Here is a 24,563-nt window from a genome sequence, read left to right on the forward strand (position 1 = left end):
GTGATCCGAAGATCACGTTTCGCGAATCTGGAGACTCTTCCGGGGGGAAGCGTCCGCTCGCTCGTCCTGTCGGACGATCCTGTCATCATCATCAACACCAGATTTTCATGCGTCCCAGCGAGGCCTTTCGGCTTTTCGCTTTCGCCCCTCTTCTCGGGCGAAGGGAACTATATGCTTCCCCGGCAGTTCTGTCAACACCTGTCGCCCGCATTCCCTGCCGGCCCTGCCAGAACCGCCTCAGCGCCAGCGTTCCGGCAGGCCATAGACCGGCCACAGCGCGTCGACCCGGTCGGCCACCGCCGCGTCCATCTCGATCTTGGGGGGCCAGGGACGGACAAAACCTTCCTCGGGCAACTTGCGTGCGCCGTCCCAGGCAAGCAGAGCGCCGAACTGGACCACGTCCCGTTCCGGGTCAACGTTGTTCAGGACGGTCCACCACACGTCCTGAATGTTCTGGACGTCGGTGTGCTCGTCACAGATCAGCAGATGCCGGATGCCTTCAGCGGCGGGGTGGGCCGCAAAAGCCTGGGCCAATTCGTGTGCCTGACCGGGGCGGGTCTTGTGCAGGGCCACCAGCCAGTAGCCGTCGTCGGTCTGCCGCTGGGCCACCACACCCTCGAAATTGGGCAATTCAGCGGAGGCGTACGGCCTGAACATCTCCTCATGCGCCGGGTCATCAAGCTGAAGGTCCCGGCTGGACTCGGCCCCCCCGGTCTCCTCGGGCTTCTTGGTGGTGGCATCGATGATCAGCTTGCCGCCGTACCCCCAGCCCCGGCTGCTGTGGTCCAGCACGTCGGTGGGTCCGCGCGTGGTCAGGGTGTCGCGCCCCGGCACGGCCCGGACGGCGACCTCCCGCCACACGGCATCAAAGTCGTTGACTGGAACGTTCTCATCCACCACCACGATCACCTTGGCGAACATCATCTGGCCCAGCCCGAACAGCCCGTTGGCCACCTTGTAGGCCTGACCCGGGTACCCCTTCTGGATGCCCACGAATACCAAGTTGTGCGCCACCCCGGCGGGCGGCATGTGGTAATCGACGATCTCGGGCAGGATCAGCTGTGCGGCGGGCAGGAACAGACGCTCGGAGGCCTCGATCAGGTAGGCGTCCTCCATCGGCGGGCGACCCACGATGGTCGCCGGGTACACCGGACTGCGGCGCATGGTCACGGCAGTAACGTGAAACAGCGGGTACAGATCCGGCAGCGTGTAGAAGCCGGTGTGATCGCCGAACGGCCCCTCGGTCACCCAGTCCTCGGCGGGGTCCACATACCCTTCCAGAATGAATTCGGCGTTGGCCGGTACGTCCAGGTCTACCGTGATTCCCTTCGTGACCGGGTAGCGCTGTCCACGCAGATAGCCCGCCAGCGCGAACTCGTCCAGACCCGGGATGGGGGGCAGCGGCGCGGTGGCCGCATAGATCAGGGCGGGGTCTCCGCCAATGGCGACCGCCACCTCCAGCCGTTGCCCGAGCCGCTTGGCCTTCTCCAGATGCCGAGTGCCCGTCTTGTGGCGCTGCCAGTGCATGCCTGTGGTGTTCTTGCCCATCACCTGCATGCGGTACATCCCCATGTTGCGCTCGCCGGTCTCGGGGTCCCGCGTGATCACCAGCGGCAGGGTCACGAAGGGACCGCCGTCCAGCGGCCAGCACTTCAGGATGGGCAGGCGCGAGAGGTCCACTTCATCCCCACGCCACACGACCTCCTGTACCGGGCCGGTCCGGACCCGCCGGGGCGGCAGGTTCATGGCGTCTCGGAGCTTGGTCACGTTGCCCAGCAGGCCAAGCTTGCCACCCCCCCCTTTGAGGTCGATCAGGGCGCGGACCTTGGCGGCGAGGTCGTCCAGATCATCGACTCCCAGGGCCAGGGCGGTGCGCTCCCGGGTGCCCATCAGGCCAATGGCGACCGGAAAGTCGCTGCCCCGCACGTTCTCGAACAGCAGCGCCGGTCCTCCCTTCTTCACCAGACGGTCGGCGATCTCGGTGATTTCCAGATCGTGGCTGACGGGAACGGAGACGCGCAGCAGTTCGCCACGGTCTTCGAGCAGGCGCATAAAACTCTGAATGTCCGGAAAGGCCATGGCTGGAGCATAGGCCGGGAAGCGCGGGGCAACCGTACCGGGGGTTGAGTTGCCGGGCGCAACCATGACGCTTCGCTCAAGACCATTTGAAAGGCAGACCGCACTCTTAGTTGATCTTTTTTGTAAGCTTGGCGCTGATCCGGGCCGGGCCTCCCGTGCCCATCCACCTCCCCCCGCCCCCGTGCCCTTTAAGGAGTTCCATGAAACACCTGTTCCTGATGACCGCCCTGACCCTCGCGGGCAGCAGTCTCGCCGCGACCGCGCCCACCACCCTGAACAAAGGCGTGCTGAAAATTGGTATGGAGGGCACCTATCCGCCGTTTACCTACAAGGACGAGAAGGGCAACCTGACCGGCTTTGATGTGGAGCTCGCCCGCGCGGTGGCCGCCAAACTGGGGCTGAAGCCCGAGTTCGTGCTGACCGAATGGAGCGGCATCCTCGCCGGTTTGCAGGCGAACAAATACGACGTGATCGTCAACCAGGTGGGCATCAACCCCGAGCGGCAGAAGAGCATCGGCTTCAGCGCACCCTACGCATACTCCTCGCCGCAGATCATCGTGAAGAAGACGGGCAGCTTCTCGCCCAAGACGCTCGCCGACCTGAAGGGCAAGCGCGTGGGCGTGGGCCTGGGCAGCAACTTCGAGAAGCAGCTGCGCGAGGCGGGGGGCATCAATGTGGTGACCTATCCCGGGGCACCGGAGTACCTCGCCGATCTCGCCGCCGGACGGCTGGATGCGGCCTTCAACGACCGCCTGCTCGTGGGCTACCTGATCCAGAAAGAAGGGCTGCCAGTGCGCGGCGCGGGCGTGGTAGGCGCTCCTGAGCCGGTGGGCATCGCCGTCAAGAAGACCAATACGGGCCTCAAGGCGGCCATCGACCGGGCGCTGCTGCAACTCAAGGCCGACGGCACCTACGCCCAGCTCAGCCGCAAGTGGTTCGGGCAGGACGTCAGCAAACCCTGAACCCGGTCTGAACGGACCCCGCGCCCCCTCCCTGCACACTGGGGAGGGGGCCGCGCTGCGCCCCACGGCCACGCGTAAGGAGCCCCATGAACACCGAACAATTGCATCTGGTGCTGCAAAGCGCATGGAACGCGCTGCCCACCCTGCTCGCCGCCGCCCCGGTGACGCTGGGCTTCGCGCTGGCGGCCATGCTGCTGGGGCTGCCGCTGGGCTTTGCGGTTGCGCTGGCCCGCCTGTCGGGGGTGGGAGCGCTGCGGGGCGTCAGCAGCGTGTTCGTGTCGTTCATTCGCGGAACGCCGCTGCTTGTCCAGATCTTCGTCATCTATTACGGCCTGCCCAGCCTGGGCATCACGCTCAGTCCGGTGGTGGGCGGGGTGATCGCCCTCACGCTGAATGCCGCAGCCTACCTCTCGGAAACCATCCGGGCCGCCATCCTGAGCATTCCCAGGGGTCAGCGCGAGGCCGCCACCAGTCTGGGCCTCACGGGCGCACAGACCATGCGCCTGATCGTGCTGCCCCAGGCCGCGCGGGTGGCGCTGCCCAGCCTGAGCAACACCCTGATCGGGCTGGTCAAGGACACCTCGCTGGTCTCGGTGATCACGGTGGTGGAACTTCTGCGCTCGGCGCAGCTCGTCATCGCCCGCACCTTTGAGCCCTTCGGTCCCTACCTGACGGCCGCCCTGATGTACTGGGCCATCAGCAGCGCGCTGGAAGTGGTGCAGCGCGGACTGGAACGCCGGTTTTCGCGCGGAACCTGACGCGGGCGCAGACAGGCCCTACCCTGAGTCCATGCCCGCTCCCCAGCCCCGGCCCGCGCCAGCGCCCCTCGACGACGAGCTGAAATCGGCCCGCCTGACCACCCTGGCCCAGCTGGACGCCCTGCTGGACCGGCCCATGATCGTCCTGAGCTTCGCGTGGCTGGGCCTGCTCGTGCTGGACCTGATGCGGGGCCTCCCGCCGCTGCTGCAGGTGGTCAGCAACGTGATCTGGGGGCTGTTCGTGCTGGACTTTCTGCTGTCGGTGACCCTGGCCCCCGACAAGTCCGAGTATTTCCGGCGCAACTGGCTGACCGCCCTGAGCCTGCTGCTGCCGGCGCTGCGCATCCTGCGGGCCTTCCGGGGACTGCGGGCGCTGCGGATCTTGAGGGCCACGCGCGGCACCAACCTGCTGCGGATTCTGACCAGCCTGAACCGGGGCCTGCACACGCTGCGCCGCACCCTGCAGCGCCGGGGGCTGGGATTTGTGGTGGGGGCCACCGCGCTGGTGGCGCTGGCCGGCGCGGCGGGCATGGCCTCGTTTGAGGCGGGCGAGGCCGGAGCGCCCGGCGGCTTCGGGGCGTGGCTGTACTGGGTGGGCATGCTCCTGACCAGCCTGGGCTCGGAGTACTGGCCGGTGACTCCCGAGGGCCGCGCCCTGACCTTCCTGCTCGCGGTGTACGGTTTTGCGGTCTTCGGCTACCTGACGGCGGCGCTGGCCAGCCTGTTTATCGGCGCAGATCAGGCGTATCCGCCCGACGATGACAGCGACGTCAACAACGAGGCCCTGCGGCTGGAGCTGCGCGAGGTGCGCGGCGAGCTCGCGGCGCTGCGCGGTATGTTGGGCGGTGCGTTGGACCGCAGCCGGTGAGCGGGTTTACCCTACGGCCATGACCTCTGCTCCGCCCGACCTGGCCCGGACCTCGCCCGTGGACCGCCTGCGCGCCACACTGCAGCCCACCGAACTGGACGGCTGGCTGATCTACGACTTCCAGGGCCTCAACCCGCACGCGCGGCGGGTGCTGGACCTGCCCGCGGGCGCGTTCCTGACGCGCCGGTTTTTTGTGTACGTGCCGCGCCAGGGCCGGGCGGTGCTGCTGCACAACCACATCGAGGGCGGCACCTGGAGCGAGATCACGCGCGGCTGGGACATTGAGCGCCGGGCCTTCGGCTCGCATCAGGAACTCGACGCCGCGCTGGGAGCGGTGGTCGCCGGACAGCGGGTGGCGATGGAATACAGCCCGGACGGGGCCGTGCCCTATGTCAGCCGGGTGGACGCCGGTACCGTGGAACGGGTGCGGGCGGCGGGAGCCCGCGAAATTACGAGCAGCGCCGACCTGCTGCAGTCCTTTCTGGCGTGGTCGCCGGAGGATCTGACAGCCCACCAGCGCGCCGCCGCCGTCCTTATGCGGGCCAAGGACGACGCCTTCTGGCTGATTCATGAACGCCTGAAGGTGGGCGAGAGCATCAGCGAACTGGAGGTGCAGGCCAAGATCATGGACGCCATCGCGGGAGCGGGCATGTCCGCCGGGCACCCGGTCAACGTGAGCTTCGGGGTGAACGCCGCCGACTCGCACTATGAACCCGGTGGAGACAAGAACGCCGTGCTGCAGCCGGGCCAGTGCGTGTTGATCGACCTGTGGGCGCAGGAACCGGGCCGCCCCTTTGCCGATGTGACCTGGGTGGGCTATGCGGGCGAGCCGTCTGCCGCCTACCTGGAGGCCTGGACGGCGGTCTGCGCGGCGCGGGATACGGCCCTGAAGCTGCTGCAGGAGCGTTTTGACACCGAAGGCTGGGGCCAGTTGCAGGGCTGGGAACCCGACCGGGCTGCGCGGGACGCGATGGGCCCGGTGTGGGGCCCCCACTTCCTGCACCGCACCGGCCACGACCTGGGCGTGCAGATTCACGGCGCGGGCGCCAATCTGGACGACTACGAGACCCGCGACACCCGCCGGCTGACCCTCGGACTGGCCGTGACCGTGGAACCCGGCACCTACCCCGCCGCGCAGGGCTTTGGCATCCGTACCGAGGTGGACGTGTATCTGTCGGCGCAGGGCCCCCACATCACCACCGATCTGCAGCGCCGGCCGTTCGTGCTGGGACAGGGCGAGTGGGCCGCGGTGCGGGCGGCGGGGTACGGGGAGGGATAAGCGGGGTGGCAGGTGGGAACGGGGCGACTTCCTTTTTCTCCGCCCCACCCCTCCCCTTAGCGTTCACACAAGCCTGTTCGTGCGCCCAGCGGTTAGGCTGAGGGTATGGCGAACCTCGGCTCCTCTACGGTCATGCTCACGGGAGCAGGCGGCGCACTTGCGACGGCCATTGCTCAGGAACTCGACGACGCGGGCGCACAGATGGTCCTGGTCGGGCGCGGCGAGGCCCTGGCCCGCGCCGCCGACCGCTTTCCTGCCACCGAGGTGATCGACACCGACCTGTCCGACCCGGCGAGCGTGGCCGAGCTGAAGAAGGTCAAGGTGGACATCCTGGTCCACACGGCGGGTGCGTACACCATGCAGCCGGTGCAGAAGGCGACCACCGACGATCTGCGGGCGATGCTCGACGCCAACCTGCTGACCCTGTTCCACGCTGTTCAGGGCGTGCTGCCGCACATGCTCCGGCAGAAAGACGGCATCATTCTGGGCGTGAGTGCGGCGCAGGCCGCGCGCATGAGCGGCCCCGGCGCGGCGCTGTACACCGCGAGCAAGGCGGCCGTGAGCGCCTACATCTACAGCCTGAACGACGAACTCAAGGCGCGGGGCGTGCGCGGCTGCGTGCTGTACCCGATGGGAGCCATCGACACCCCAGCCAACCGGGACGCCGGCCTCAAGTGGGAGACCATGATTGACGTCCGCGGGCTGGCCAAGAGTGTGGCCCACCTGCTGACCCGCCCCGACCGCGCCCACCTGACCGAGCTGAAGGTGTACCCGGATGTGGAGGAGTAGCCCAGGCCTCTGAGCACTCAGACACAGAGAAGTGGGGCCCTGAAGCTGTTCCTCAGCCCTCCCCCACCCGGGTGAGCACGTAGAACACCCGGTCGCCGTCGGCGGCCAGATCGCCCACCATATAGCCCTGCCCCAGGTAATGGCCCAGCACCTCGCGCAGGGCGAGCCGCCACAACCGCCGCAGGGGATCGTTCATCAGTTCGGCGCGGCGCGGCACCTCGGCAAGCAGCTGCCGCCCCCGCAGGGTCAGGTCCGGCCGGTCCGGTTCCTCGGTGTCGTCGGGCCGCGCTGCCAGCGCCACTTCACCGTGGGGGGCCGGCGGGGGCCGCTCGGCGTGGGGGCGGGTCAGGTCCCACTCGATCATCAGGCGGTCGGCGGGAAAGGCCCGCTCGCGGTCGTCGTCCAGAGCGTACCAGTCGGCGTGATAGCTGATGGCCCGCGCCCCCAGCTTGCCCAGGTTCAGCCGGGCGTTGCGCGCCACCAGGGGATCGAAGGTCCAGGTCATGCGCGCGATGCCCTGGGCGAGCACCCGATCACGCTGGCGCAGCTTGAGGGCCACCGCCAGGCCGCTGCCGCGCCAGTCGGGATGCACCGCGAGCAGGTGCGAGTGGTGCCACAGCCGGCCGCCCACCAGCGCCGGAAACCCGAACGCCAGCCCGTAAGGAACCTCTCCCTGCGGGTCATCCGGGGGCAGTGCCGGATACGCGCCCAGCACCACGCCGCCGCACACCGAGCTGATGCGCATCATGCTGCTGGGCAGCACCTCGCGGTCGGGGTAGCCCCATGCCGCCACCTGCACCGCCTCCAGCGCGCGCATGGCCCACGGATCGGTCACGTCCCGGATCACGTAGGGACGCGCGGGAAGCGTGGAGGGCCGGATGCCCTCCCCCGACCCGGACGGCGCGCTCAAGGGCGGTGCTCCTCCATCACCTCGGCCACACTCTCGATGAATTCGCGGTTGAGGCTGACTCCGGTGCCCGGGCCCTCCGGCACCGGCATCAGGCCGTCTGCGGCCTCCAGCGGCTCATTGATGATGTCGGTGTCCCAGTAGCGGCTGGCGCTGGACGTGTCGCCCGGCAGCGTGAAATTCGGCAGCGTGGAGAGGTGGATGTTGTGCGCGCGCCCCACCCCGCCTTCGAGCATGCCGCCGCACCACACCGGCGCACCGAAAGCCTGCGCCACGTCATGCACCCGGCGGGCCTCGGCGTGGCCGCCCACCCGCGCCACCTTCAGGTTGATGACCCCGCCCGCGCCGATTGCCAGCGCCTTGCGGGCGTCCGCCGCGCTGGCGACGCTCTCATCCAGACACAGCGGGGTCTGCAGGCGGCCCTGCAGCGCCGCGTGGTCCACCAGATCGTCCCAGGCCAGCGGCTGCTCGATGTAGGTGAGGTCAAAGGCGTCCAGCGCCCGCAGCCGCGCCGTGTCGGCCAGCGTGTAGGCGCTGTTGGCATCCACGGTGAGGCGGATGTCCGGAAAGGCCTCGCGGGTGGCCCGCACCGGTTGCAGGTCCCAGCCGGGTTTGATCTTGAGCTTGATGCGCCGGTAGCCCTGCTCGACGTGGCGGCGCACCGCGTCCACCGTGGCGGCCTCGTCGGCCTGAATCCCCAGACTGACGCCGACCTCCACCTGGGTCTTGCGCCCGCCCAGCAGGGTCGCCAGCGGCACCCCCAGCATCCGGGCCCACAGGTCCCACGCGGCCATCTCGACCATGGCGCGTGCCATGCGGTTGCCCCGGAAACTGCCCAGGGCATCGTTCAGTTCCTCGGGATTGGCAAAGGTCTTGCCCAGCACACGCGGCAAGAAGACCTCGCGCAGCAGGCCCAGCGCGCCCGCCACCGTTTCCTCGCGGTACATCGGGGCGACCTCCATGGTCCCCTCCGAGACGCCCTGCACGCCGTCTCCGTGCAGGACCAGCAGCGGCAGGGTGCGCGCGGTCTGCACGCCAAAACTGGTCTCGAAACGGAACCGCAGAGGCAGGCGGACAACCATCAATTCGGCGGCATCAATGCGTAGCATGCCCCCCAGTATGCCGGGTACAGCAGTGTTCAGGCCCTCAGCGGCGCGGCGCGGTCTGGGCAGCCGCTTCCTGCTCCTGCCACACCCGCAGCGCACTCACCGCCAGCACCACCCCCAGCAGCAGCGGCGTTTCACCCAGGATCATCCGAAGGTCCGTGCCGTCGGTGTATCCACCAAAACGGCCCCGGACCTCATCGCCGTAGTGCCGCAGATGGATGTCCAGGCCACGGGTAAAGCCTCCGTACCGGCCCACCACGCTGCCCGGCGTAAAGGCCAGCCGGGCGTCCACACCATCGGTCACGCCTCCCAGGTGCAGGTGCAGTTCCCCGGCCTGGACGCCGGCCCGCACGTCCCAGCCCGTGATGACCCCGCCCAGCCGGCCCCGCAGACCGTCCTCGACCACCTCCATCCTGAGGTCCTGCCCGGTTACAAAACTGCCGATGCGGCCCGTGAGACACTGTCCATCCCACCCGGCACTGAGGTCCAGTCCCCGGCTGACCCCGCCCAGTCGTCCCCGCAACGCGCTTTCCGGTACCACGGTCATGGCACCCAGCGTAGGCCGGGCCCTCTCTCAAGACCCTGACAGGATTCGCCGGAACACGAGGAGACTGCCCGGCATGTGGCCGCCGGGCAGTCTCCTGAACACACCCGGGAAAGAAGTCCCGGAAAGCAGGCTTACAGTTCCAGCAGCATCCGCGCCGGGTCTTCCAGCAGGTTCTTGATCATCACCAGGAACTGCACAGCTTCCTTGCCGTCGATGATGCGGTGGTCGTAACTCAGGGCCAGGTACATCATCGGGGCGATCACGACCTGACCGTTCTGGGCGATGGGCCGCTCGATGATGTTGTGCATGCCCAGGATGGCGCTCTGAGGCGCGTTAATGATAGGCGTGCTCATCATGGAGCCGAAGGTGCCCCCGTTCGTGATGGAAAAGGTGCCGCCGCTCATGTCCTCCATCGTCAGCTTGCCGTTTCTGGCCTTGCCGGCGAAGGCCGCGATCTCCTTCTCGATGGTCGCCAGGCTCATCTGCTCGGTATCGCGCAGAATCGGCACGACCAGACCGCGGTCGCTGGCAACCGCGATGCCGATGTCGTAGAAGCCGTGGTACACGATGTCCTTGCCGTCAATGCTCGCGTTGACCAGCGGGAAGGCCTTGAGGGCCTCGGTGGCGGCACGCACGAACAGGCTCATGAAGCCCAGCTTGACGCCGTGCTTGGCCACGAACTGGTCCTGGTACTTCTTGCGCAGGTCCATGCTCGGCTGCATGTTGACCTCGTTGAAGGTGGTCAGCAGCGCGGCCGTGTTCTGCACTTCCTTGAGGCGCTCGGCGATGCGCGCGCGGATGCGGGTCATGGGAACCCGCTGCTCGGCACGCGGGCCGCTGGGCACCGCGGAGGCGGAGGATGGAGCCGCAGATGCAGGAGCCGCCTGCACGCCGGCCGGAGCCGAGGCCGCCTGGGGGCCCTGGTCCGTGCCGCCGCCCTGGGCCGCCGTTACGGCGTCCTGCTTGGTGATGTTGCCGCGCGGACCGCTGGCCGGAATCTGTGCGGGGTTGAGGTTGTTCTCAGCCACGACCTTGCGAACGGCGGGCGAGAGGTCCTCGCGGCGCGGCGCACCTCCCGTCTGGGCAGCCGGCTGGGTTCCCGCGCTGTCGGGGTGAACGGCGGTGCCGCCCGCGCTCGCCTCGTCAGGAATGGGGCCGCTGGTCTCCTCAGCAGTGGGGGCCGGAGCGCTGCCCGCGTCGCCGAGCACCCCCAGCACTTCCTCGCTGAGAACGGTGTCGCCCTCATTCTTGGCGACGCTCTGAAGGACGCCGTCGGCCTGCGCCGTGACCTCCAACACCACCTTATCGGTCTCGATCTCGGCAAGCACCTCGCCGCGCTTCACGGCCTCGCCGGGCTTTTTGTGCCATGTCAGCAGCGTACCCTCGCTCACCGACTCGGAAAAAACAGGAACTTTAATGTCCGCCATAACGTCCCCTGTTATACCCCTCCGCACCTGTGACCGCACCGGGGACGCCGGAATGGATCAGACCTTGCTCAGGGCCTGGGCCGTGTGGGCCACCTGCTGTCCGTCCTCCAGTTCCACGATGTAGCGCGGATCGTCGCGGCTGGCCCGGTAGGCAAACCCGCTGACCTCGCCGTCCTCGTGCACCACCCACACCACCCGGCCACGCGCCTCGCCGCCGTGGCTGTTCCACTTCACCGCGTCTCCGACCTTGAACGTCATGGGCCTCACCTCGCCCGGCAGCGTGTCATGCCGGGGACCACTTCCCTGTTGACACGGCCACACCATGAAGGAACGCTCTGGAGAGCCGGGGCCTCGAAAACGGCCGACTCAGGCGTCTGCGCCGACCACCTCACTCAGGTGACGCACGCCGTCGCGGGCGAGCAGCGCCGAGAGGCCACGGTTCAGGCCTCGCACCACCCCCGGCCCGCCGTAGATCAGGGCGGTATACAGCTCGATCAGGCTGGCTCCGGCACGGAGCTTGGCGTAGGCGTCCTCGGCACCGAACACCCCGCCGACCCCCACGATGGGCAGGTGGCCTCCGGTCAGGCGGTAGGCCTCCCGCACCAGCGCGGTGGACTTCGCGGCCAGCGGCTGCCCGCTGAGACCGCCCGCCTCCGCGCGGTGGAGACTGCCCAGGCCGCTGCGGTCCAGGGTGGTGTTGCTGATGATCAGACCCTGTGCGCCCGCTCTGCGCACAGCCTCCACGCTCGCCTCGAAGTCGGCGGGGTGCAGGTCGGGCGCGAGCTTGACGAGTACGGGTGGTCGGCGCAGGTGCCGCACCCGGCCCGCCTCGACCTGCTGCGCCACGGCGCGGACAAGTTCCTCCAGGTCGCCGGCAGCCTGCAACGCGCGCAGCCCCGGCGTGTTGGGACTGCTGACATTGACGACAAAGGCGTCGGCCACGTCGCCCAGCGCCTCCACGCAGCGCCGGTAGTCGGCGGCGGCGTCCTCATTCGGCGTGTCCTTGTTCTTGCCAATGTTGACCCACAGCGGCGTGGGGTGGGCGGCCCGCGCCCCCAGGCGGGCGTGCAGGGCCTGGGTGCCCGCATTGTTAAAGCCCATGCGGTTGATCAGCGCGTGGTCCTGCGGCAGCCGGAACAGCCGGGGCCGCTCGTTGCCAGGCTGGGGACGGGGAGTGACGGTTCCGACCTCCAGAAAGCCGAAGCCCAGCGCCGCAAAGGCGGGCAGCGCCACCCCGTTCTTGTCCAGGCCCGCCGCGAGACCCACCGGCCCGTCGTAGCGGTGGCCCCACAGCGTCTGCGTCAGCGCGGGATCGGCGGGCGCGGTCCAGCGCCGGGCCAGCCCCGGCCACGCGGGCACGCGTGAGGCGGCCTCCAGCAGGTTCAGGGTCAGGTGGTGGGCATCCTCCGCCTCCAGGCGAAAGAGCATCGGTTTTAGCACTCGGCGGTACATCGCCCCCAGCATACGGAACCGGGGGCGTGCCTTCTGACCCGCGCGGGCCGGCTTGGGGGACCTATCTGCTCAGACCGGGGGGCCGGCGTAACTCGCTTCCAGCTGCACCAGCCGGGCGTGCTGCTGCCGTTCGCTGTCCACGATCAGGTCAGCCAGGGTGGTGCCGCCCAGCACGTCGCGCAGGGCGGCGTCCACGCGGTGCCACAGGTCCTGGGTGCCGCAGACGTTCTGGCTCTCGCAGGTGTGGTCGTCCTCGACGCACTGCACCGGGGCAATGCTGCCCTCCATGGCGGTGACCACGTCGTACACGTTGATCTCGGCGGCGGCGCGCGACAGACGGTAACCGCCGTGCGCGCCCCGGACGCTGCGGATGAATCCGGCGCGGCGCAGGTTGCTCGCGATCTGCTCCAGGTAGTGCTGGCTGATGCCCTGGCGCTCGGAGACGTCTTTGAGGGGCACGGCGTCACCGCCGCGGCGCCCGATCTCGATCAGGGCGCGCAGGCCGTACTGGGCTTTGGTAGAGACCCACATGCCCTACAGTTTAGCGCTTAATTCCGGGTAAAGTGTAAGGAATTGGGGAGTGGGGGCCTTTCCGGTCCGCCCGGCGCGCAACTTGCCTACAATCGGCGCGTGTCGTCCGCGCTTTCCGTTCCGTCTCCGGCAGACGTTCTGCTGCGCCTGCGGGCGGTGGGGGCCCCTGGCTCCGTGCTGCTGGAATCGCTGGGGCCCGTGACCGGGTATGGACGCTTTTCGTTTCTCAGCGCGTGGCCGCAGCAGGTCCAGCACCACCTGCCCCCGCGCCCCCCCGGCGCAGAGCTGTTTCCGGCGTGGCTGGGCGGGCTGAAATACGAGGCGGCGCGGGATTTTGGTCTGCCGGCCCACCCGCCGCAGGGCGAGGCACAGTGGTGGGGGCTGTACCCGTCGGGCCTGGTGTGGGACCGCGCGGCGGGCACCCTGACGGTGGTGGGCGAGCCACATGCGGACTGGGCTGGACTGCTGGGCAGCGCCGCCCCCACCGCTCCTGTGGCGGAATTGCGGGTGGGTGCTTTCGGCGCGGATGACGTGGACTACCCGGCGGGCGTGCGGGCCCTGCAGGCCCTTATCCGGGCCGGCGAGGTCTATCAGGTCAACCTTTCGCGCGGGGTACGCGCTCCGGCGCACGGCGACCCGCTGGCAGCGTACCTGCGGCTGCGCGAGGTCAATCCCAGCCCGTTCATGGCGTTCGTGGACATGGGCGGCGAGGTGGTGGTGTCGTGCAGTCCCGAGCGGCTGGTGTGCTGGCAGGGTGGGGAGGTCAGCGCCCGGCCCATTGCCGGCACCCGGCGGCGCGGCGACACGGCCGACGAGGACGCAGCGCTGGAAACCGAGTTGCGTGACAGCCCCAAGGAGATCGCCGAGCACCTGATGCTCGTGGACCTGCTGCGCCACGACCTGGGCCGGGTGTCGGCCCCCGGCAGCGTGACGGTCCCCGAACTGATGCTGGTCGAGCGCTACAGCCATGTCATGCATCTGGTCTCGGAGGTGCGGGGCCGGGCGGCGGACCAGCTCACGCTGCCGCAGGTGGTGGCCGCCACCTTCCCCGGCGGCACCATTACGGGCGCACCGAAGGAACGGGTGATGCAGGCCATCTATGACCATGAGCCGGGGCCACGCGGCTGGTATACCGGCGGGGTGGGCATTGTCAGCGGAGCGCGGGTGGACCTCAACATCCTGATCCGCACGGCGGCCTTTACCCGCGCCGGGGCGGGGCCGCAGGACTGGACGGTGGAGGTCCGCGCCGGCGGCGGCACGGTCATCGACGCGGACCCGGCCCACGAGGCCCGTGAGACGGTCCACAAGGCCCAGGCCCTGCTGAGCGTGCTGGCCGGCGCGGCCGGACGCCCCCCCCGGCCACCGGCGCCGCCCACGCCGGGGAGTTTCTGGTCCCCGCCTACCCCGCCCGGCACCCCGGGGACCGGGCTACGGGTGCATCTGCTCGACAACCGCGACTCGTTCACCTGGAATCTGGTGCATGACCTGCGGGCCCTGGGCGCGGCGGTGGAGGTCTATGCGCCCGGTCAGGCGGACGCGCTGCTGCGGCACGCGCCGGACGCCGTCCTGACCGGACCGGGACCAGGAACTCCGGACACCGCGGGCGACCTGCTGCAGGTCACGCGCGAGTGCCTGAGCGGGGGCGTGCCGCTGCTGGGCGTGTGCCTGGGACATCAGGCGCTGGGACAGGTTCTGGGCGGCCGGGTGGAACGCGCCGCACCGGTTCATGGCCGTCCGGAACGTGTGCGCCATGCCGGGACCGGTCTGTTTCAGGACGTGCCGCCCGGGGCGCCGTTCGGGCGCTACCACTCGCTGGTGGTGCGCGGCCTGCCCGCCGGCCACGCCAGCGCGTGGGGCGCGGGCGGCGAGGTCATGGCCCTGGGCGCGCCCGACCGCCCCGCGTGGGGCGTGCAGTTTCACCCCGAGAGCGTGCTGAGTCCGGCTGGCCGTCTGCTGCTGGGCAACTGGCTGCGCCTGAGCCGGGACTGGAGCTCCGGGCACCGCAGCGCGGAGGTGCGCCGGTGAAACCCCTGCCCCCCCACCTCGATGCTCCGGCATGGCTGCACGGGGCCACGGCCTTTACCACCGTCCGCACCCACCGCGGCGCGGCGCGGCTGTGGCCGCAGCATCTGGCGCGGCTGCGGGCCACCTGCGCCTTTCTGGACCTACCCGGTCCAGACCCCGCGCTGCCTCCGCTGGAGCCGTGGTCCTGGGGCCTGCTGCGCGTCACGGTGGCCGGAGGCGGCACCTTCTGGTCCCACCGCCCGTTGCAGCCGGGCCCACGGCCCGCCGGAGGAGTGAACGTCCGCCTGACCGGGGTGCGGGTGCATCCGCAGCTCGCGGCGCACAAGACCGGCAACTACCTGCCCTCCCGGCTCGCGGCGCGGCAGAGCGGAGACGCCTTTGAGGGCTGGCTGCGCGGCGAGGACGACACCCTTGCCGACGGCACCCGGACCTCCCCGTTGCTGGAACTGGACGGCACGCTGGTGCTGCCGGCCGGCGGCCTGCCGGGTGTGACGCGCGCCGCTTTCGTGCAGGGGCTTGGAGTGGCGGACCGGGCGACCGAGCGCCCCGTCCTGCTGGCCGAGCTGAGCCGTGTCACCCGGGCATGGGTGTGCGGCAGCGGTGTGGGCGTCGTACCGGTTCGCCGGATCATGGGCGAGGACTGGACCCGGGACCTGAAGGTATCGTGGCCCGAGACAGAGGCTCCCGCGCTGGTGTGGCCGGACGACCCCACCCGGACACAAGCAAACCCCTAAAGATCACTGACGCCGGACTTCCTGTGAGGAAATCCGGCGCCTTGGCGATCTATAAAATCAGAGAGGCCGGGCCGTCCACCCGGGTACGGGTCTAGTGGCCGTCCTGCCCGAGCCGCTCGCTCTGCAGGCGCCCGCGTCCGCTGACCTCATCGAGCTTGACCGCACCGTGGCGGCGCATCAGGCTCAGGGCCTCGTCGGCACGGGCACTGTTGGGGTCACGGGCGATCACGATCACGTGGCCGCTCTTGAGGCTCGCGTTGAACTTCTCGGCCTGCACCGCCGGCACGCCCATGCGCCGCAACAGCTGAACGTAGTCGCCGTGGTCACTGCCGGCGAGCGCGCCGAACAGGCCGCCCAACGCCAGCCCCCCGATGAAGCCGAACAGCACGCCGTACAGCCCGCCCACCTGATAGATGCGCGTGACCGGGAACAGCAGCAGCAGCAGCCAGATGGGCACGGTCAGGGCCACCCCGGCCAGGGCGCCCACAAGCGCTCCGCGAATCACGCTGGCCGAACCGGCGGGCGCGCCCGCTTCCGGGCTGATGCCGGTGGACTGGGCCAGGTCATCCTCGGCAATGGCGTCATTGAGGGCAAATCCAAGGTGATCACGGTCAAAACCACGGGCCTTGAGGGCCTCCAGGACCACTTGGGCCTGTTTCGGCTCGCGGAAGAGGGCAACGACGCTTTCCATACCCTGTTTTTTACCATGAGAACGCGCCCCCTGGGGAGGGACAAGCGCCTGAAATCCTTTACCTCCCGCCCGGCCGGTCCGCGCCCCAGCGCTGCAGGGCAGGTTCCAGGCGGCCTAATACCCCTGCCGCCTGTGCCCGCGCGCCTCACCCGCCGGGGGTGGGGCCCCTTGCGCGCTGCGGTACGTTTTGCCCCCCCACCCTTCCCTATACTGCGGGGCATGACCGGTGTCGTGGCGCTCAGCACTCCTGATCTGGCCTTTGAGGGCCGTCTGCGGGAGGTGCTGCGGTCCCGGGTGGAATTCATTGAACTGATCGGTGAGGACCTGATCGCGGCGGGAGGCAAACGGACCCGTCCGCTGCTCACCTTCCTGACCGCGCAGCTGCTCGGCGCCGGACCCGGGCAGCCGGGGTGGGCCGACGTGGTGGACCTCGCGGTGTGCGTGGAGCTGCTGCACTCGGCCTCCCTGCTGCACGACGACCTGATCGATGACGCCGACACCCGCCGCGGCCAGCAGGCGGCCTTCCGGCGCTTCGGCAACGTGGTCAGCGTAATGAGCGGCGATTTCATGCTCGCCCGGCTGCTCACCCTGCTCTCGGGCATGAGCGGGGGCGCGGCGCTCACACGGGCCTTCGGCGAGACCGCCAGCGTGGTCTGCGAGGGCGAGGTCCTGCAATTTCAGGTCGCCGCATACCAGGACTACGCGCTGGACCACTACCTCAATGTGATTCACGGCAAGACCGCCGCGCTGACTGAGCTCGCGGCCAGTGCGCCCGCCACCCTGCTGGGCGCAGGCGCGGCGCAGCGGGACGCCCTGCAGGTCTTCGGGCGCGAATACGGCCTGGCCTTTCAGATGCAAGACGATCTGCTGGACCTGGCCGGGGAGGAAGCCGTGATCGGCAAGCCGGTGGGCGGCGACCTGCGCGAGGGCAAAGCGACGTATCCGTCCCTGCTGCTGCTGCAGGGACCGCACGCCGCAGAAGCCCGCGCCATTCTGGAGCGCCGCGCCGGGCAGGCGGGCGACGTGGAGCGGATGCGCGCCCTCGCCGCACAGACCGGCGCCTTTGAGGCGACCCGCCAGGAAATCCGCCGGCGGGCCGGGCTCGCGGTGGCCGCGCTGGAGCATTTCGCGCCCGGCGAAGCGCGCGGCGCTCTGGAAGATCTGGCTGCCCGGGAGATCGAGCGGGCGAGCTGACCCGCATCCCCCAGCGCCGTCCGGCAGACCGGGACGGCGCTTTTCATTTGTGAGGCACGCCGGCCCCCAGAATCCCCACCTGCAGCTGGAATCGCTTCAGGTTTTTCGCCCTGTCGGCGCGGCGTATGCGGGTTGACGCGGCTCCCGGGGCACGTTAGAACGGCACTCGGATTCAGCCTTCGCTGAAGGCGTGGCAACGCAGTTGTCTATGCGTGTATGCTCCGGAAAACACCTGTTTTCTCCGGTCCCCGACCGTGGGGCATCCCCATCCGGCGCACTTCCACTTCCTGACCATTCCCTACTTTCTCGACCATCTCGTTTTTCGCTATCTCGCACCAAGGAGACCCGTATGCGGGCATCAGGACTCAACTGGCAGGGCCTTATGGAGCAGCTTCAGCAGGCGCTGCCGCACTGCGACGTCACCGATCAGTCGCTGGCCTATTTCAAGTATCCCAAACGCACCGTCAGCCTGAATCTGCCCGTGCAGATGGACGACGGTCAGATCCGGGTCTTCCGGGGCTACCGCACCGTCCACAGCACCGCGCGCGGCCCGAGCATGGGCGGCCTGCGCCTGAAAACCGGCCTCAACGCCCACGAATGCGAGGTGCTCGCGGCCATCATGACCCTCAAGGCGGCGGTGGCCGATCTGCCGCTGGGCGGAGCCAAGGGCGGCGTGGACGTTGATCCCACCGGCCTCAGCGCGCACGAGGCCGAGGGACTGGTGCGGCGCTACACCTCCGAGATCGTCGACCTGATCGGCCCCCGCCAGGACATCCTGTCTCCCGACGTGGGCAGCGACGCGCAGATGATGGCGTGGATGATGGACACCTACAACCAGAACACCGACACCACCGTCAACGGCGTGGTGGTTGGCAAGCCGTTGCCGCTGGGCGGCAGCTACGGCAGCAAGGACGCGCGGGGGCGCAGCGCCGCCCTGATCACGGGCCGGGTGCTTCAGGAAGCCGGGCGCGACCTGCACCGCGCTCCGGTGGCCGTCTACGGCTTCGGCGATGTGGGCCGCAAGGCCGCGCAGACCCTGGCCGCGCAGGGGGCCATGGTGATTGCGGTGAGCGATCAGGACGGCGCGACCTTTGCCAGCGGTGGCCTGGACCTCGCCGCCCTGTCCGAGCACCGCGAGACGCTGGGCACCGTTCAGGGCTTTGCCACCGACATCTCGGTGGACGAACTGCTGGAACTGGACGTCGAGGTGCTGATGCTCGCGTACGACTACGGCGCGGTGAATGCCGGCAACGCCCACGCTGTTCGCGCCCGCTATCTGGTCGAGGCCACCAACCGCGCCGTGCTGCCCGAGGCCGAGCGTTTCCTGAAGAACCAGGGCGTGACCGTGCTGCCGGATCTGGTCGCCAGCCTGGGCGGCGTCGTCGTGAACTACCTGGAATGGGTGCAGGACGCGAACAACTTCTTCTGGACCGAAGAAGAGATCGAGGCGGCCATCGACGAGCGGGTGGACGCCGCCGTGGACACGGTGATGGCCTTTATGCGCGAGCACGACGTGGACATGCGCACCGCCGCCTACGCCGTGGCCCTCAACCGCCTGCACAACGCCACCGTGATGCGCGGGGTCTACCCGTGAGCGGGCGGCCCGCCCGGGGCCACGCCCCCCACCCCCTGCCCGCCCGCGTCTCCCACGCCACACCCGCCAAAGGAGCTTTCCTATGACCGCCACCCAGGACCCCGCCCAGCAGAAGAAATACGGCGCCCACGACATTCCCAGCTATCTGGACCCCAACAACATCGGGCCGTACGAGATCTATCTGGAGCAGGTCGAGCGGGTCACGCCGTACCTGGGCAAGCTCGCGTACTGGGTCGAGACCCTCAAGCGGCCCAAACGGATTCTGGTGGTGGACGTGCCGATTCATCTGGACGACGGCACGGTGGCGCACTTCGAGGGCTACCGCGTGCAGCACAACACCTCGCGCGGCCCGGCCAAGGGAGGCGTCCGCTTTCACCAGGACGTGACCCTCAGCGAGGTCATGGCGCTCTCGGCGTGGATGACGGTCAAGAACGCCGCCGTCAACCTGCCCTACGGCGGCGGCAAGGGCGGCGTGCGCATCGATCCCCGCAAGCACAGCACCGGAGAACTCGAGCGCCTGACCCGCCGCTACACCACTGAGATCGGCCTGATCATCGGACCGGAAAAGGACATTCCCGCGCCCGACGTGAACACCAATCCCCAGACCATGGCGTGGATGATGGACACCTATTCCATGAACGTGGGACGCACCTCCACCGGGGTCGTGACCGGCAAGCCCGTCAGCCTGGGCGGGTCCCTGGGCCGCGCCGACGCCACCGGACGTGGCGTGTTCGTGACCGGTGCGGAGGCCATGAGGAAGCTGGGCATGCCGATGGAAGGCGCCAGAATCGCCATTCAGGGCTTCGGCAACGTGGGTGAGGCCGCCGCGCGCATCTTCCACCAGCACGGCGCGAAAATCGTCGCCATTCAGGACGTGACCGGCACCGTCTACAGCGCAGCCGGCCTGGACCCGCACGCGGCCCTGGAGCACCTGCGCCGCACCGGCAAGATCACCGATCTGCCTGGAAGCGAGGAAATCGGGCGCGACGAGTTCTGGAGCGTGGACTGTGACGTGCTGGTCCCGGCCGCGCTGGAAAAGCAGATCACGCTGGAGAATGCCGACCGCATCAAGGCCCGCCTGATTGTGGAGGGAGCGAACGGCCCCACCATTCCCGCCGCCGACGACCTGCTCGCCGAGAAGGGCGTGACCATCGTGCCCGACGTGCTTGCCAATGCCGGGGGCGTGACGGTGAGCTACTTCGAGTGGGTGCAGGATTTCAGTTCGTTCTTCTGGACCGAGGACGAGATCAACCGGCGGCTTGACCGCGTCATGGGCGAGGCCTTCCTGAGCCTGTGGGAGGTCAAGGAGCAGCACGGCGTGACGCTGCGCACCGCCGTGTACATCGTGTCCTGCACGCGGGTGCTCGAGGCGCGGGCGCTGCGCGGTCTGTACCCATAAGGACCGCCCGCATGCGAGGGGGAGGGTCGGCGGCACAGGCCCGCCGACCCTCCCCCCTTGCCTTTCCGCCTCAGTACAGCTTGTCCAGCACGTCGTCCTTCATGACAAAGCTGTTGTCTTTGGTCGGAAACTGACCGCCGCGCACCTCGGCGGCGTAGGCGGCAATCGCCTCGCGCGCCACACGGCCCACCTCGGCGTAGCGCTTGGCGATCTTCTTCTCCTCGCCCTCGTAAACCCCCAGCAGATCGTGAGTGACGAGCACCTGACCGTCGCAGCCCCCGCCCGCCCCGATGCCGATGGTGGGAATGGTCAGCCGCTCGCTGATCAGCCGGGCCAGCCGCGCCGGGATGACCTCCAGCACCACCGCAAAGGCCCCGGCGGCTTCCAGGCCCAGCGCGCCGTCCAGGGTCGCGCGGGCGCTGCCGTCGTCCTTGCCCTGCACCTTCAGGCCGCCCTGGGCGGTCGCGGTCTGGGGCATCAGGCCGACGTGCCCCATCACCGGAACGCCGTTGCGGGTCAGGGTCTGCACCACGCTCAGGATTTCCGGCGAGGCCCCCTCCATCTTGATGGCGTCGGCCCCGGTCTCCTGAATGACGCGCACGGCGTTGCGCATGGCGTCCTGCACGCCGGTGTGGTAGGTGCCGAAGGGGAGGTCCACGACCATGAAGGTGTCGGGAGCGCCGCGCCGCACCGCGCGGGCGTGGTGGATCATGTCGCCCAGCGTGACAGGCGCGGTGCTGTCGTAGCCCAGCACCACGTTGCCCAGAGAGTCTCCCACCAGGATCAGGTCCACCCCGGCGGCCTCGGCGTGGCGGCCACCGGGGTAATCGTAGGCCGTGACCATCACCAGCGGGTGCGGCGGGTGCTGAAGTTCGGGAATGCTGCGCCTCATGGGGGCAGGGTAGCAGCCGCACGCCCCGAACTGCCCCGGCGCCTCTCCTCCCACATGGACGATGGGCCGGCGGTCACGGTCCAGTTCGGCCCGCCGGAGAATCTCGCGGGTCAGCAGGGGCACGGCGCCGCGGCCCCCGATCACGAAACCCAGCGCGGGTTGCAGCGGACTTTCCTCGGCCACCCTGCGTTCGTCTGCGCCCGTTGTTCGGCGCTGGCCCACAGCGCATCCCTGGAACAATGTGCTCAACCGTTGTGACCTATGCTCAGCCCATGCTGATTCTCGAAGGAACGTACCAAGTACAGCCAAACAAACGGCTGATGATTTGCGCCGGAGGAAAGACCCTGCCCACGGGCACGCTGGAAAGTGACATTGAAGCCCTGCAGCGCGTGTGCCGGGACAAGGGGCGCTGCGACGTGCAGATCAATACCCAGCACGGCATCATGCACGGCGTCCTGATCGAGAAAAAGCCCTACAAATTCAGCGCTTGGCATTATGAAGGCCATCTGGCCTTCCCCGCCAAGTCCTGAACCGCTGAGGGTGCAGATCGGCCGCGAGGTGTGCAGCACGTCATGATCCAGCCCCGTGGTCCCGCGCAGCCGCAAGGTCCCGGGAAATCAGAACACGCCGCCCCGTCCCGAACTATCGGAGACGGGGCGGCGTTTGAAGCGGCGTGCCGGAGGAGGCCCGGCCCTAACCCCGGGTCACCACCTCACCCCAGCGCCCCAGCACCAGGTAGATGATCCAACCCGTGACCGCCACATACAGCCACACCGGCACGGTCCAGCGCACCCAGGCGCGATGACGGTTGAAGAAGGGGCGGGCGGCCGGGGCATCGATGTTGTTCAGGGTTCCGGCGTTCCTTAAACCCTTCCAGGCATTCCACAGCGCGACCAGTGCCAACGGCAGGTTGGCGGCCGCCAGGATGATGTGGCTGATCAGCAGGACGAAGTACGGGCCGCGCCACGCCTCCGGCCCCGCGAAGCGCTTCTCGTAGCCCAGGCCCAGGCGGGTGAGGTACAGCACCAGAAAGATGGTGGCCAGCGCACTGGCGGTCAGCATGGCGCGCATGTGCCACTCGCGGTTGCCGCTGCGGATGAAATACACGCCCACGCACAGGGCAATGCCGCTCAGGACAATGGTGATCACTGCCCACTGGTTGATGGTTTCGGCCATATCGCCCGCAGTGTAGGGGGCGGGCGGGGGGCGCATGGCCCGCCTGCGCCTATGCGCCCGCGGCGCTCGGTGACGGGGGGACAATCTTCTGCCCGGTGTGCCCGTTAGAATGCGACGTTAATCGCTGCCGGCGCGTGGAATGCCCACGACGACCGCTGCGGCAAGGGAAGGTGGAGATGAGTGGAACGCTGACGGCCCGGCAGGCGCTGCCCAGCGCGTGGCTGCCCCGGCTGGCCTGGGGAGCGCTGGCCTACAACGTGGCGGTGATCCTGTGGGGCGCGGTGGTGCGCCTCACCGGGGCCGGAGCCGGGTGCGGGGACCACTGGCCGCTGTGCAACGGGGTGGTGGTGCCCCAGAGTCCCACGCTGCACACCATCATCGAGTTCAGCCACCGCCTGACCAGCGGGGTCAGCGGTCTGCTGGCCCTGGGTCTGGTCGCCCTGGCTTTCTCGGTCACGCGCCCCGGCCATCCGGCCCGCTTTGGGGCCGTCCTCAGCCTGGGCCTGATCATTCTGGAAGGGCTGGTCGGCGGCGTCCAGGTGCTGCTCGGACTGACCGCGCAGAGCACCGACCCGGCACGCGGCTTCGTGCAGGGCATACATCTGGCGAACACCTTCGCGCTGCTCGGCGCCCTGCTGCTCACCGCGCTGTGGGCCTCGGGTGGGCCGGCGCTGCGGCTGCGCGGTCAGGGTCAGGCCGGGCTGTGGAGTTCGGTGGGTCTGGGGCTGCTGCTCGTGCTGGGCATGGCAGGCGCGGTCACGGCGCTGGGCGACCTGCTGTTCCTGCCCGCCGACGGCACCCCGCTGGACACGGTGCGGCGCGACTACGCGGCCACCGCCAGCGTGATCGAGAACCTGCGGGTCGTGCACCCTATGCTCGCCGTCCTCACCAGCGCCTTTCTGGTATGGCTGGGCGTGTTCCTGCGCCGCGAACGGCCCTCGGCCGGTGTCACGCGCTGGAGCGTGGTCCTGTGGGGCATGCTCGCGCTGCAGATGGTGGCCGGGTTTGCCAACGTGGCCCTCAAGGCCCCGGCGTGGATGCAGCTCACCCATCTGCTGCTCGCGTGCGGACTGTGGCTCACCACCGTCTTGCTGTGCTACCACGCCCTGACCGGCCTGCGGACCGCGCGCCCTGCCAGCATCAACGGAGTCCAGGCATGACCACAACCCCCCTGAAAGGTACCGTGGCCCGCGCCACCTGGCGCGACTACCTCTCGCTGACCAAACCCAAGGTCATCTCGCTGCTGCTGTGGACCACCCTGACGGCCATGTTCATGGCGGCGCGCGGCTGGCCGGGGCTGTGGCTGCTGCTGGTGGTGGGCGTGGCCGGTTACATGTCGGCCGGCTCGGCGGGCGTCTTCAACATGATCATCGACCGCGACATCGACCACAAGATGGCCCGCACCGCCCAGCGCCCCACCACCAGCGGGCTGATCGGCACCCGTGAGGCCGCCCTCTTCGGCGGCACGCTGCAGGTCCTGTCGTTCATCATGCTGTGGATCTGGGGCTCGCCGCTGGCCGCGTGGCTGAGTCTGGCGGGCTTCCTGACCTACGTGGTCGTGTACACGCAGCTGCTCAAGCGCCACACCTGGCACAACATCGTGCTCGGCGGGGCCGCCGGATGCTTTCCGCCGCTGGTCGGCTGGGCCGCCGTGACCGGCGACCTGAACCTGTTCGCGTGGTTCCTGTTCGCGATCATCTTCTTCTGGACCCCGGTGCACTTCTGGGCGCTGGCGCTGATGATCAAAGACGAGTACCGCGAGGTCGGCATTCCCATGCTGCCGGTGGTTCACGGCGACAAGCTGACGGTCGTGCAGATCGGGCTGTACGCCATCTACACGGTGGTGCTGTCGGTCATGCCGGTCTTCTTCCGCGAGGTCGGCGCAATCTATTTCGTCAGTGCGGCGGCGCTGGGCGGCTGGCTGCTCGTGCTGTCGTGGCGGCTGTACCGCCACATCTTCGCCGGCAACAAGATCGAGCGCCGGGTGGCCGTGCCCCTGTACCTGTACTCGATGCTGTACCTCGCCCTGCTGTTCGTGATGGCGGCGGTGGACCGCATCGTCTTTGCCCACCTGGGCTGAACGCCGCCTGGTCCGGGTTCGGTGAACCGACCGTGAACGGCACGCCGCCCGGCCTCCAAATTCGCCATGGTGC

Annotated in this window: 24 protein-coding genes; 13 read left to right on the top strand and 11 right to left on the bottom strand. The window is 68.9% G+C overall.

Annotation, left to right across the window (positions count from 1 at the left end):
* Window positions 1-237 precede the first annotated feature (237 nt).
* On the bottom strand, window positions 238-2,079 hold the full coding sequence (locus IEY21_RS11835; RefSeq protein ID WP_188904555.1) for a menaquinone biosynthesis decarboxylase: 1,842 nt from the start codon (window positions 2,077-2,079) through the stop codon (window positions 238-240).
* A gap of 200 nt (window positions 2,080-2,279) precedes the next feature.
* On the opposite strand from IEY21_RS11835, the gene IEY21_RS11840 reads away from it, so the two are divergent.
* The 5 genes from IEY21_RS11840 (at window position 2,280) to IEY21_RS11860 (ending at window position 6,735) form a co-directional block, all read left to right on the top strand.
* The gene (locus IEY21_RS11840) at window positions 2,280-3,041 is read left to right on the top strand and encodes a transporter substrate-binding domain-containing protein (RefSeq protein ID WP_188904556.1); all 762 of its coding nucleotides are present in this window, start codon (window positions 2,280-2,282) and stop codon (window positions 3,039-3,041) included.
* A gap of 86 nt (window positions 3,042-3,127) precedes the next feature.
* Window positions 3,128-3,799: an amino acid ABC transporter permease gene (locus tag IEY21_RS11845; RefSeq protein WP_188904557.1), complete on the top strand. Its 672-nt coding sequence runs from the start codon at window positions 3,128-3,130 to the stop codon at window positions 3,797-3,799.
* Between the two features lie 31 nt (window positions 3,800-3,830).
* Window positions 3,831-4,667 carry an ion transporter gene (locus IEY21_RS11850; protein WP_229753065.1) on the top strand — a complete coding sequence of 279 codons (837 nt, stop codon included), beginning with the start codon at window positions 3,831-3,833 and terminating at the stop codon, window positions 4,665-4,667.
* A 19-nt stretch (window positions 4,668-4,686) separates the two neighbouring features.
* On the top strand, window positions 4,687-5,946 hold the full coding sequence (locus IEY21_RS11855) for a M24 family metallopeptidase (protein ID WP_188904558.1): 1,260 nt from the start codon (window positions 4,687-4,689) through the stop codon (window positions 5,944-5,946).
* A 105-nt stretch (window positions 5,947-6,051) separates the two neighbouring features.
* Window positions 6,052-6,735 (top strand): SDR family oxidoreductase, encoded by a 684-nt coding sequence (locus IEY21_RS11860; RefSeq protein ID WP_188904559.1) that lies wholly within the window; start codon window positions 6,052-6,054, stop codon window positions 6,733-6,735.
* Window positions 6,736-6,787: 52 nt separating this feature from the next.
* Here the strand turns inward: IEY21_RS11860 and IEY21_RS11865 are convergent, their stop codons facing one another.
* The 7 genes from IEY21_RS11865 to IEY21_RS11895 form a co-directional block, all read right to left on the bottom strand.
* Window positions 6,788-7,552, bottom strand: coding sequence for an acyl-CoA acyltransferase (locus IEY21_RS11865; protein ID WP_188904607.1), 765 nt, complete (start codon window positions 7,550-7,552; stop codon window positions 6,788-6,790).
* Window positions 7,553-7,641: 89 nt separating this feature from the next.
* Complete coding sequence (gene menC, locus IEY21_RS11870) at window positions 7,642-8,751, bottom strand: o-succinylbenzoate synthase (protein WP_188904560.1); 1,110 nt, start codon at window positions 8,749-8,751, stop codon at window positions 7,642-7,644.
* Window positions 8,752-8,788: 37 nt separating this feature from the next.
* Window positions 8,789-9,295, bottom strand: a complete 507-nt coding sequence (locus IEY21_RS11875) for a hypothetical protein (RefSeq protein WP_188904561.1) — start codon at window positions 9,293-9,295, stop codon at window positions 8,789-8,791.
* A gap of 131 nt (window positions 9,296-9,426) precedes the next feature.
* Entirely contained in the window at window positions 9,427-10,722 is a 1,296-nt protein-coding gene (odhB, locus tag IEY21_RS11880) for a 2-oxoglutarate dehydrogenase complex dihydrolipoyllysine-residue succinyltransferase (RefSeq protein ID WP_188904562.1), read from the bottom strand.
* Window positions 10,723-10,779: 57 nt separating this feature from the next.
* Window positions 10,780-10,980, bottom strand: coding sequence for a hypervirulence associated TUDOR domain-containing protein (locus IEY21_RS11885; protein WP_188904563.1), 201 nt, complete (start codon window positions 10,978-10,980; stop codon window positions 10,780-10,782).
* 108 nt (window positions 10,981-11,088) lie between these two features.
* Window positions 11,089-12,174 carry a quinone-dependent dihydroorotate dehydrogenase gene (locus IEY21_RS11890; protein ID WP_188904564.1) on the bottom strand — a complete coding sequence of 362 codons (1,086 nt, stop codon included), beginning with the start codon at window positions 12,172-12,174 and terminating at the stop codon, window positions 11,089-11,091.
* 69 nt (window positions 12,175-12,243) lie between these two features.
* On the bottom strand, window positions 12,244-12,705 hold the full coding sequence (locus IEY21_RS11895) for an RrF2 family transcriptional regulator (RefSeq protein ID WP_188904565.1): 462 nt from the start codon (window positions 12,703-12,705) through the stop codon (window positions 12,244-12,246).
* Between the two features lie 99 nt (window positions 12,706-12,804).
* Here IEY21_RS11895 and IEY21_RS11900 point away from each other — a divergent pair, with 99 nt between their 5' ends.
* Complete coding sequence (locus IEY21_RS11900; protein ID WP_188904566.1) at window positions 12,805-14,730, top strand: chorismate-binding protein; 1,926 nt, start codon at window positions 12,805-12,807, stop codon at window positions 14,728-14,730.
* A complete protein-coding gene (locus IEY21_RS11905; RefSeq protein ID WP_188904567.1) occupies window positions 14,727-15,464 on the top strand; it encodes an aminotransferase class IV in 738 nt (245 codons plus the stop codon). Before IEY21_RS11900 ends, IEY21_RS11905 begins: the two co-directional genes overlap by 4 nt.
* A 91-nt stretch (window positions 15,465-15,555) precedes the next feature.
* Here IEY21_RS11905 and IEY21_RS11910 read toward each other — a convergent pair whose 3' ends face one another.
* Entirely contained in the window at window positions 15,556-16,155 is a 600-nt protein-coding gene (locus tag IEY21_RS11910; protein ID WP_188904568.1) for a hypothetical protein, read from the bottom strand.
* Window positions 16,156-16,374: 219 nt separating this feature from the next.
* Here IEY21_RS11910 and IEY21_RS11915 point away from each other — a divergent pair, with 219 nt between their 5' ends.
* The 3 genes from IEY21_RS11915 to IEY21_RS11925 all read left to right on the top strand — a co-directional run bounded on the left by IEY21_RS11915 (window position 16,375) and on the right by IEY21_RS11925 (window position 20,342).
* Window positions 16,375-17,349: a polyprenyl synthetase family protein gene (locus IEY21_RS11915; RefSeq protein ID WP_188904569.1), complete on the top strand. Its 975-nt coding sequence runs from the start codon at window positions 16,375-16,377 to the stop codon at window positions 17,347-17,349.
* Window positions 17,350-17,698: 349 nt separating this feature from the next.
* Window positions 17,699-18,943 carry a Glu/Leu/Phe/Val family dehydrogenase gene (locus tag IEY21_RS11920; RefSeq protein ID WP_188904570.1) on the top strand — a complete coding sequence of 415 codons (1,245 nt, stop codon included), beginning with the start codon at window positions 17,699-17,701 and terminating at the stop codon, window positions 18,941-18,943.
* 82 nt (window positions 18,944-19,025) lie between these two features.
* A complete protein-coding gene (locus tag IEY21_RS11925; protein WP_188904571.1) occupies window positions 19,026-20,342 on the top strand; it encodes a Glu/Leu/Phe/Val family dehydrogenase in 1,317 nt (438 codons plus the stop codon).
* Between the two features lie 70 nt (window positions 20,343-20,412).
* On the opposite strand, the gene panB is transcribed toward IEY21_RS11925, so the two are convergent.
* The gene (gene panB / locus IEY21_RS11930; RefSeq protein ID WP_188904608.1) at window positions 20,413-21,234 is read right to left on the bottom strand and encodes a 3-methyl-2-oxobutanoate hydroxymethyltransferase; all 822 of its coding nucleotides are present in this window, start codon (window positions 21,232-21,234) and stop codon (window positions 20,413-20,415) included.
* A gap of 272 nt (window positions 21,235-21,506) precedes the next feature.
* On the opposite strand from panB, the gene IEY21_RS11935 reads away from it, so the two are divergent.
* Window positions 21,507-21,764 (top strand): hypothetical protein, encoded by a 258-nt coding sequence (locus IEY21_RS11935; RefSeq protein ID WP_188904572.1) that lies wholly within the window; start codon window positions 21,507-21,509, stop codon window positions 21,762-21,764.
* Window positions 21,765-21,927: 163 nt separating this feature from the next.
* On the opposite strand, the gene IEY21_RS11940 is transcribed toward IEY21_RS11935, so the two are convergent.
* Window positions 21,928-22,410, bottom strand: a complete 483-nt coding sequence (locus IEY21_RS11940) for a DUF420 domain-containing protein (RefSeq protein WP_188904573.1) — start codon at window positions 22,408-22,410, stop codon at window positions 21,928-21,930.
* 176 nt (window positions 22,411-22,586) lie between these two features.
* Between IEY21_RS11940 and IEY21_RS11945 the strand changes: the two genes are divergently transcribed.
* Both IEY21_RS11945 and IEY21_RS11950 read left to right on the top strand, forming a co-directional pair.
* Window positions 22,587-23,570 (top strand): COX15/CtaA family protein, encoded by a 984-nt coding sequence (locus IEY21_RS11945; protein WP_188904574.1) that lies wholly within the window; start codon window positions 22,587-22,589, stop codon window positions 23,568-23,570.
* Window positions 23,567-24,490: a heme o synthase gene (locus IEY21_RS11950; RefSeq protein ID WP_188904575.1), complete on the top strand. Its 924-nt coding sequence runs from the start codon at window positions 23,567-23,569 to the stop codon at window positions 24,488-24,490. The genes IEY21_RS11945 and IEY21_RS11950 overlap by 4 nt, the downstream gene beginning before the upstream one ends.
* Window positions 24,491-24,563 lie beyond the last annotated feature (73 nt).

The sequence above is a fragment of the Deinococcus aerophilus genome (genome assembly GCF_014647075.1).
GTDB lineage: Bacteria > Deinococcota > Deinococci > Deinococcales > Deinococcaceae > Deinococcus > Deinococcus aerophilus.

What these genes read in the sequence shown, in the direction of transcription:
- IEY21_RS11925 (WP_188904571.1), top strand. Translation starts at nt 19,026, where the DNA reads ATGACCGCCACCCAGGACCCCGCCCAGCAGAAGAAATACGGCGCCCAC.
- IEY21_RS11940 (WP_188904573.1), bottom strand. Translation starts at nt 22,410, where the DNA reads ATGGCCGAAACCATCAACCAGTGGGCAGTGATCACCATTGTCCTGAGC.
- IEY21_RS11835 (WP_188904555.1), bottom strand. Translation starts at nt 2,079, where the DNA reads ATGGCCTTTCCGGACATTCAGAGTTTTATGCGCCTGCTCGAAGACCGT.
- IEY21_RS11850 (WP_229753065.1), top strand. Translation starts at nt 3,831, where the DNA reads ATGCCCGCTCCCCAGCCCCGGCCCGCGCCAGCGCCCCTCGACGACGAG.
- panB (WP_188904608.1), bottom strand. Translation starts at nt 21,234, where the DNA reads ATGAGGCGCAGCATTCCCGAACTTCAGCACCCGCCGCACCCGCTGGTG.
- IEY21_RS11950 (WP_188904575.1), top strand. Translation starts at nt 23,567, where the DNA reads ATGACCACAACCCCCCTGAAAGGTACCGTGGCCCGCGCCACCTGGCGC.
- IEY21_RS11845 (WP_188904557.1), top strand. Translation starts at nt 3,128, where the DNA reads ATGAACACCGAACAATTGCATCTGGTGCTGCAAAGCGCATGGAACGCG.
- IEY21_RS11840 (WP_188904556.1), top strand. Translation starts at nt 2,280, where the DNA reads ATGAAACACCTGTTCCTGATGACCGCCCTGACCCTCGCGGGCAGCAGT.
- IEY21_RS11865 (WP_188904607.1), bottom strand. Translation starts at nt 7,552, where the DNA reads ATGCGCGCGCTGGAGGCGGTGCAGGTGGCGGCATGGGGCTACCCCGAC.
- IEY21_RS11910 (WP_188904568.1), bottom strand. Translation starts at nt 16,155, where the DNA reads ATGGAAAGCGTCGTTGCCCTCTTCCGCGAGCCGAAACAGGCCCAAGTG.
- IEY21_RS11935 (WP_188904572.1), top strand. Translation starts at nt 21,507, where the DNA reads ATGCTGATTCTCGAAGGAACGTACCAAGTACAGCCAAACAAACGGCTG.
- IEY21_RS11855 (WP_188904558.1), top strand. Translation starts at nt 4,687, where the DNA reads ATGACCTCTGCTCCGCCCGACCTGGCCCGGACCTCGCCCGTGGACCGC.
- IEY21_RS11895 (WP_188904565.1), bottom strand. Translation starts at nt 12,705, where the DNA reads ATGTGGGTCTCTACCAAAGCCCAGTACGGCCTGCGCGCCCTGATCGAG.
- IEY21_RS11885 (WP_188904563.1), bottom strand. Translation starts at nt 10,980, where the DNA reads ATGACGTTCAAGGTCGGAGACGCGGTGAAGTGGAACAGCCACGGCGGC.
- IEY21_RS11920 (WP_188904570.1), top strand. Translation starts at nt 17,699, where the DNA reads ATGCGGGCATCAGGACTCAACTGGCAGGGCCTTATGGAGCAGCTTCAG.
- IEY21_RS11945 (WP_188904574.1), top strand. Translation starts at nt 22,587, where the DNA reads ATGAGTGGAACGCTGACGGCCCGGCAGGCGCTGCCCAGCGCGTGGCTG.
- odhB (WP_188904562.1), bottom strand. Translation starts at nt 10,722, where the DNA reads ATGGCGGACATTAAAGTTCCTGTTTTTTCCGAGTCGGTGAGCGAGGGT.
- IEY21_RS11860 (WP_188904559.1), top strand. Translation starts at nt 6,052, where the DNA reads ATGGCGAACCTCGGCTCCTCTACGGTCATGCTCACGGGAGCAGGCGGC.
- IEY21_RS11890 (WP_188904564.1), bottom strand. Translation starts at nt 12,174, where the DNA reads ATGTACCGCCGAGTGCTAAAACCGATGCTCTTTCGCCTGGAGGCGGAG.
- IEY21_RS11915 (WP_188904569.1), top strand. Translation starts at nt 16,375, where the DNA reads ATGACCGGTGTCGTGGCGCTCAGCACTCCTGATCTGGCCTTTGAGGGC.
- menC (WP_188904560.1), bottom strand. Translation starts at nt 8,751, where the DNA reads ATGCTACGCATTGATGCCGCCGAATTGATGGTTGTCCGCCTGCCTCTG.
- IEY21_RS11875 (WP_188904561.1), bottom strand. Translation starts at nt 9,295, where the DNA reads ATGACCGTGGTACCGGAAAGCGCGTTGCGGGGACGACTGGGCGGGGTC.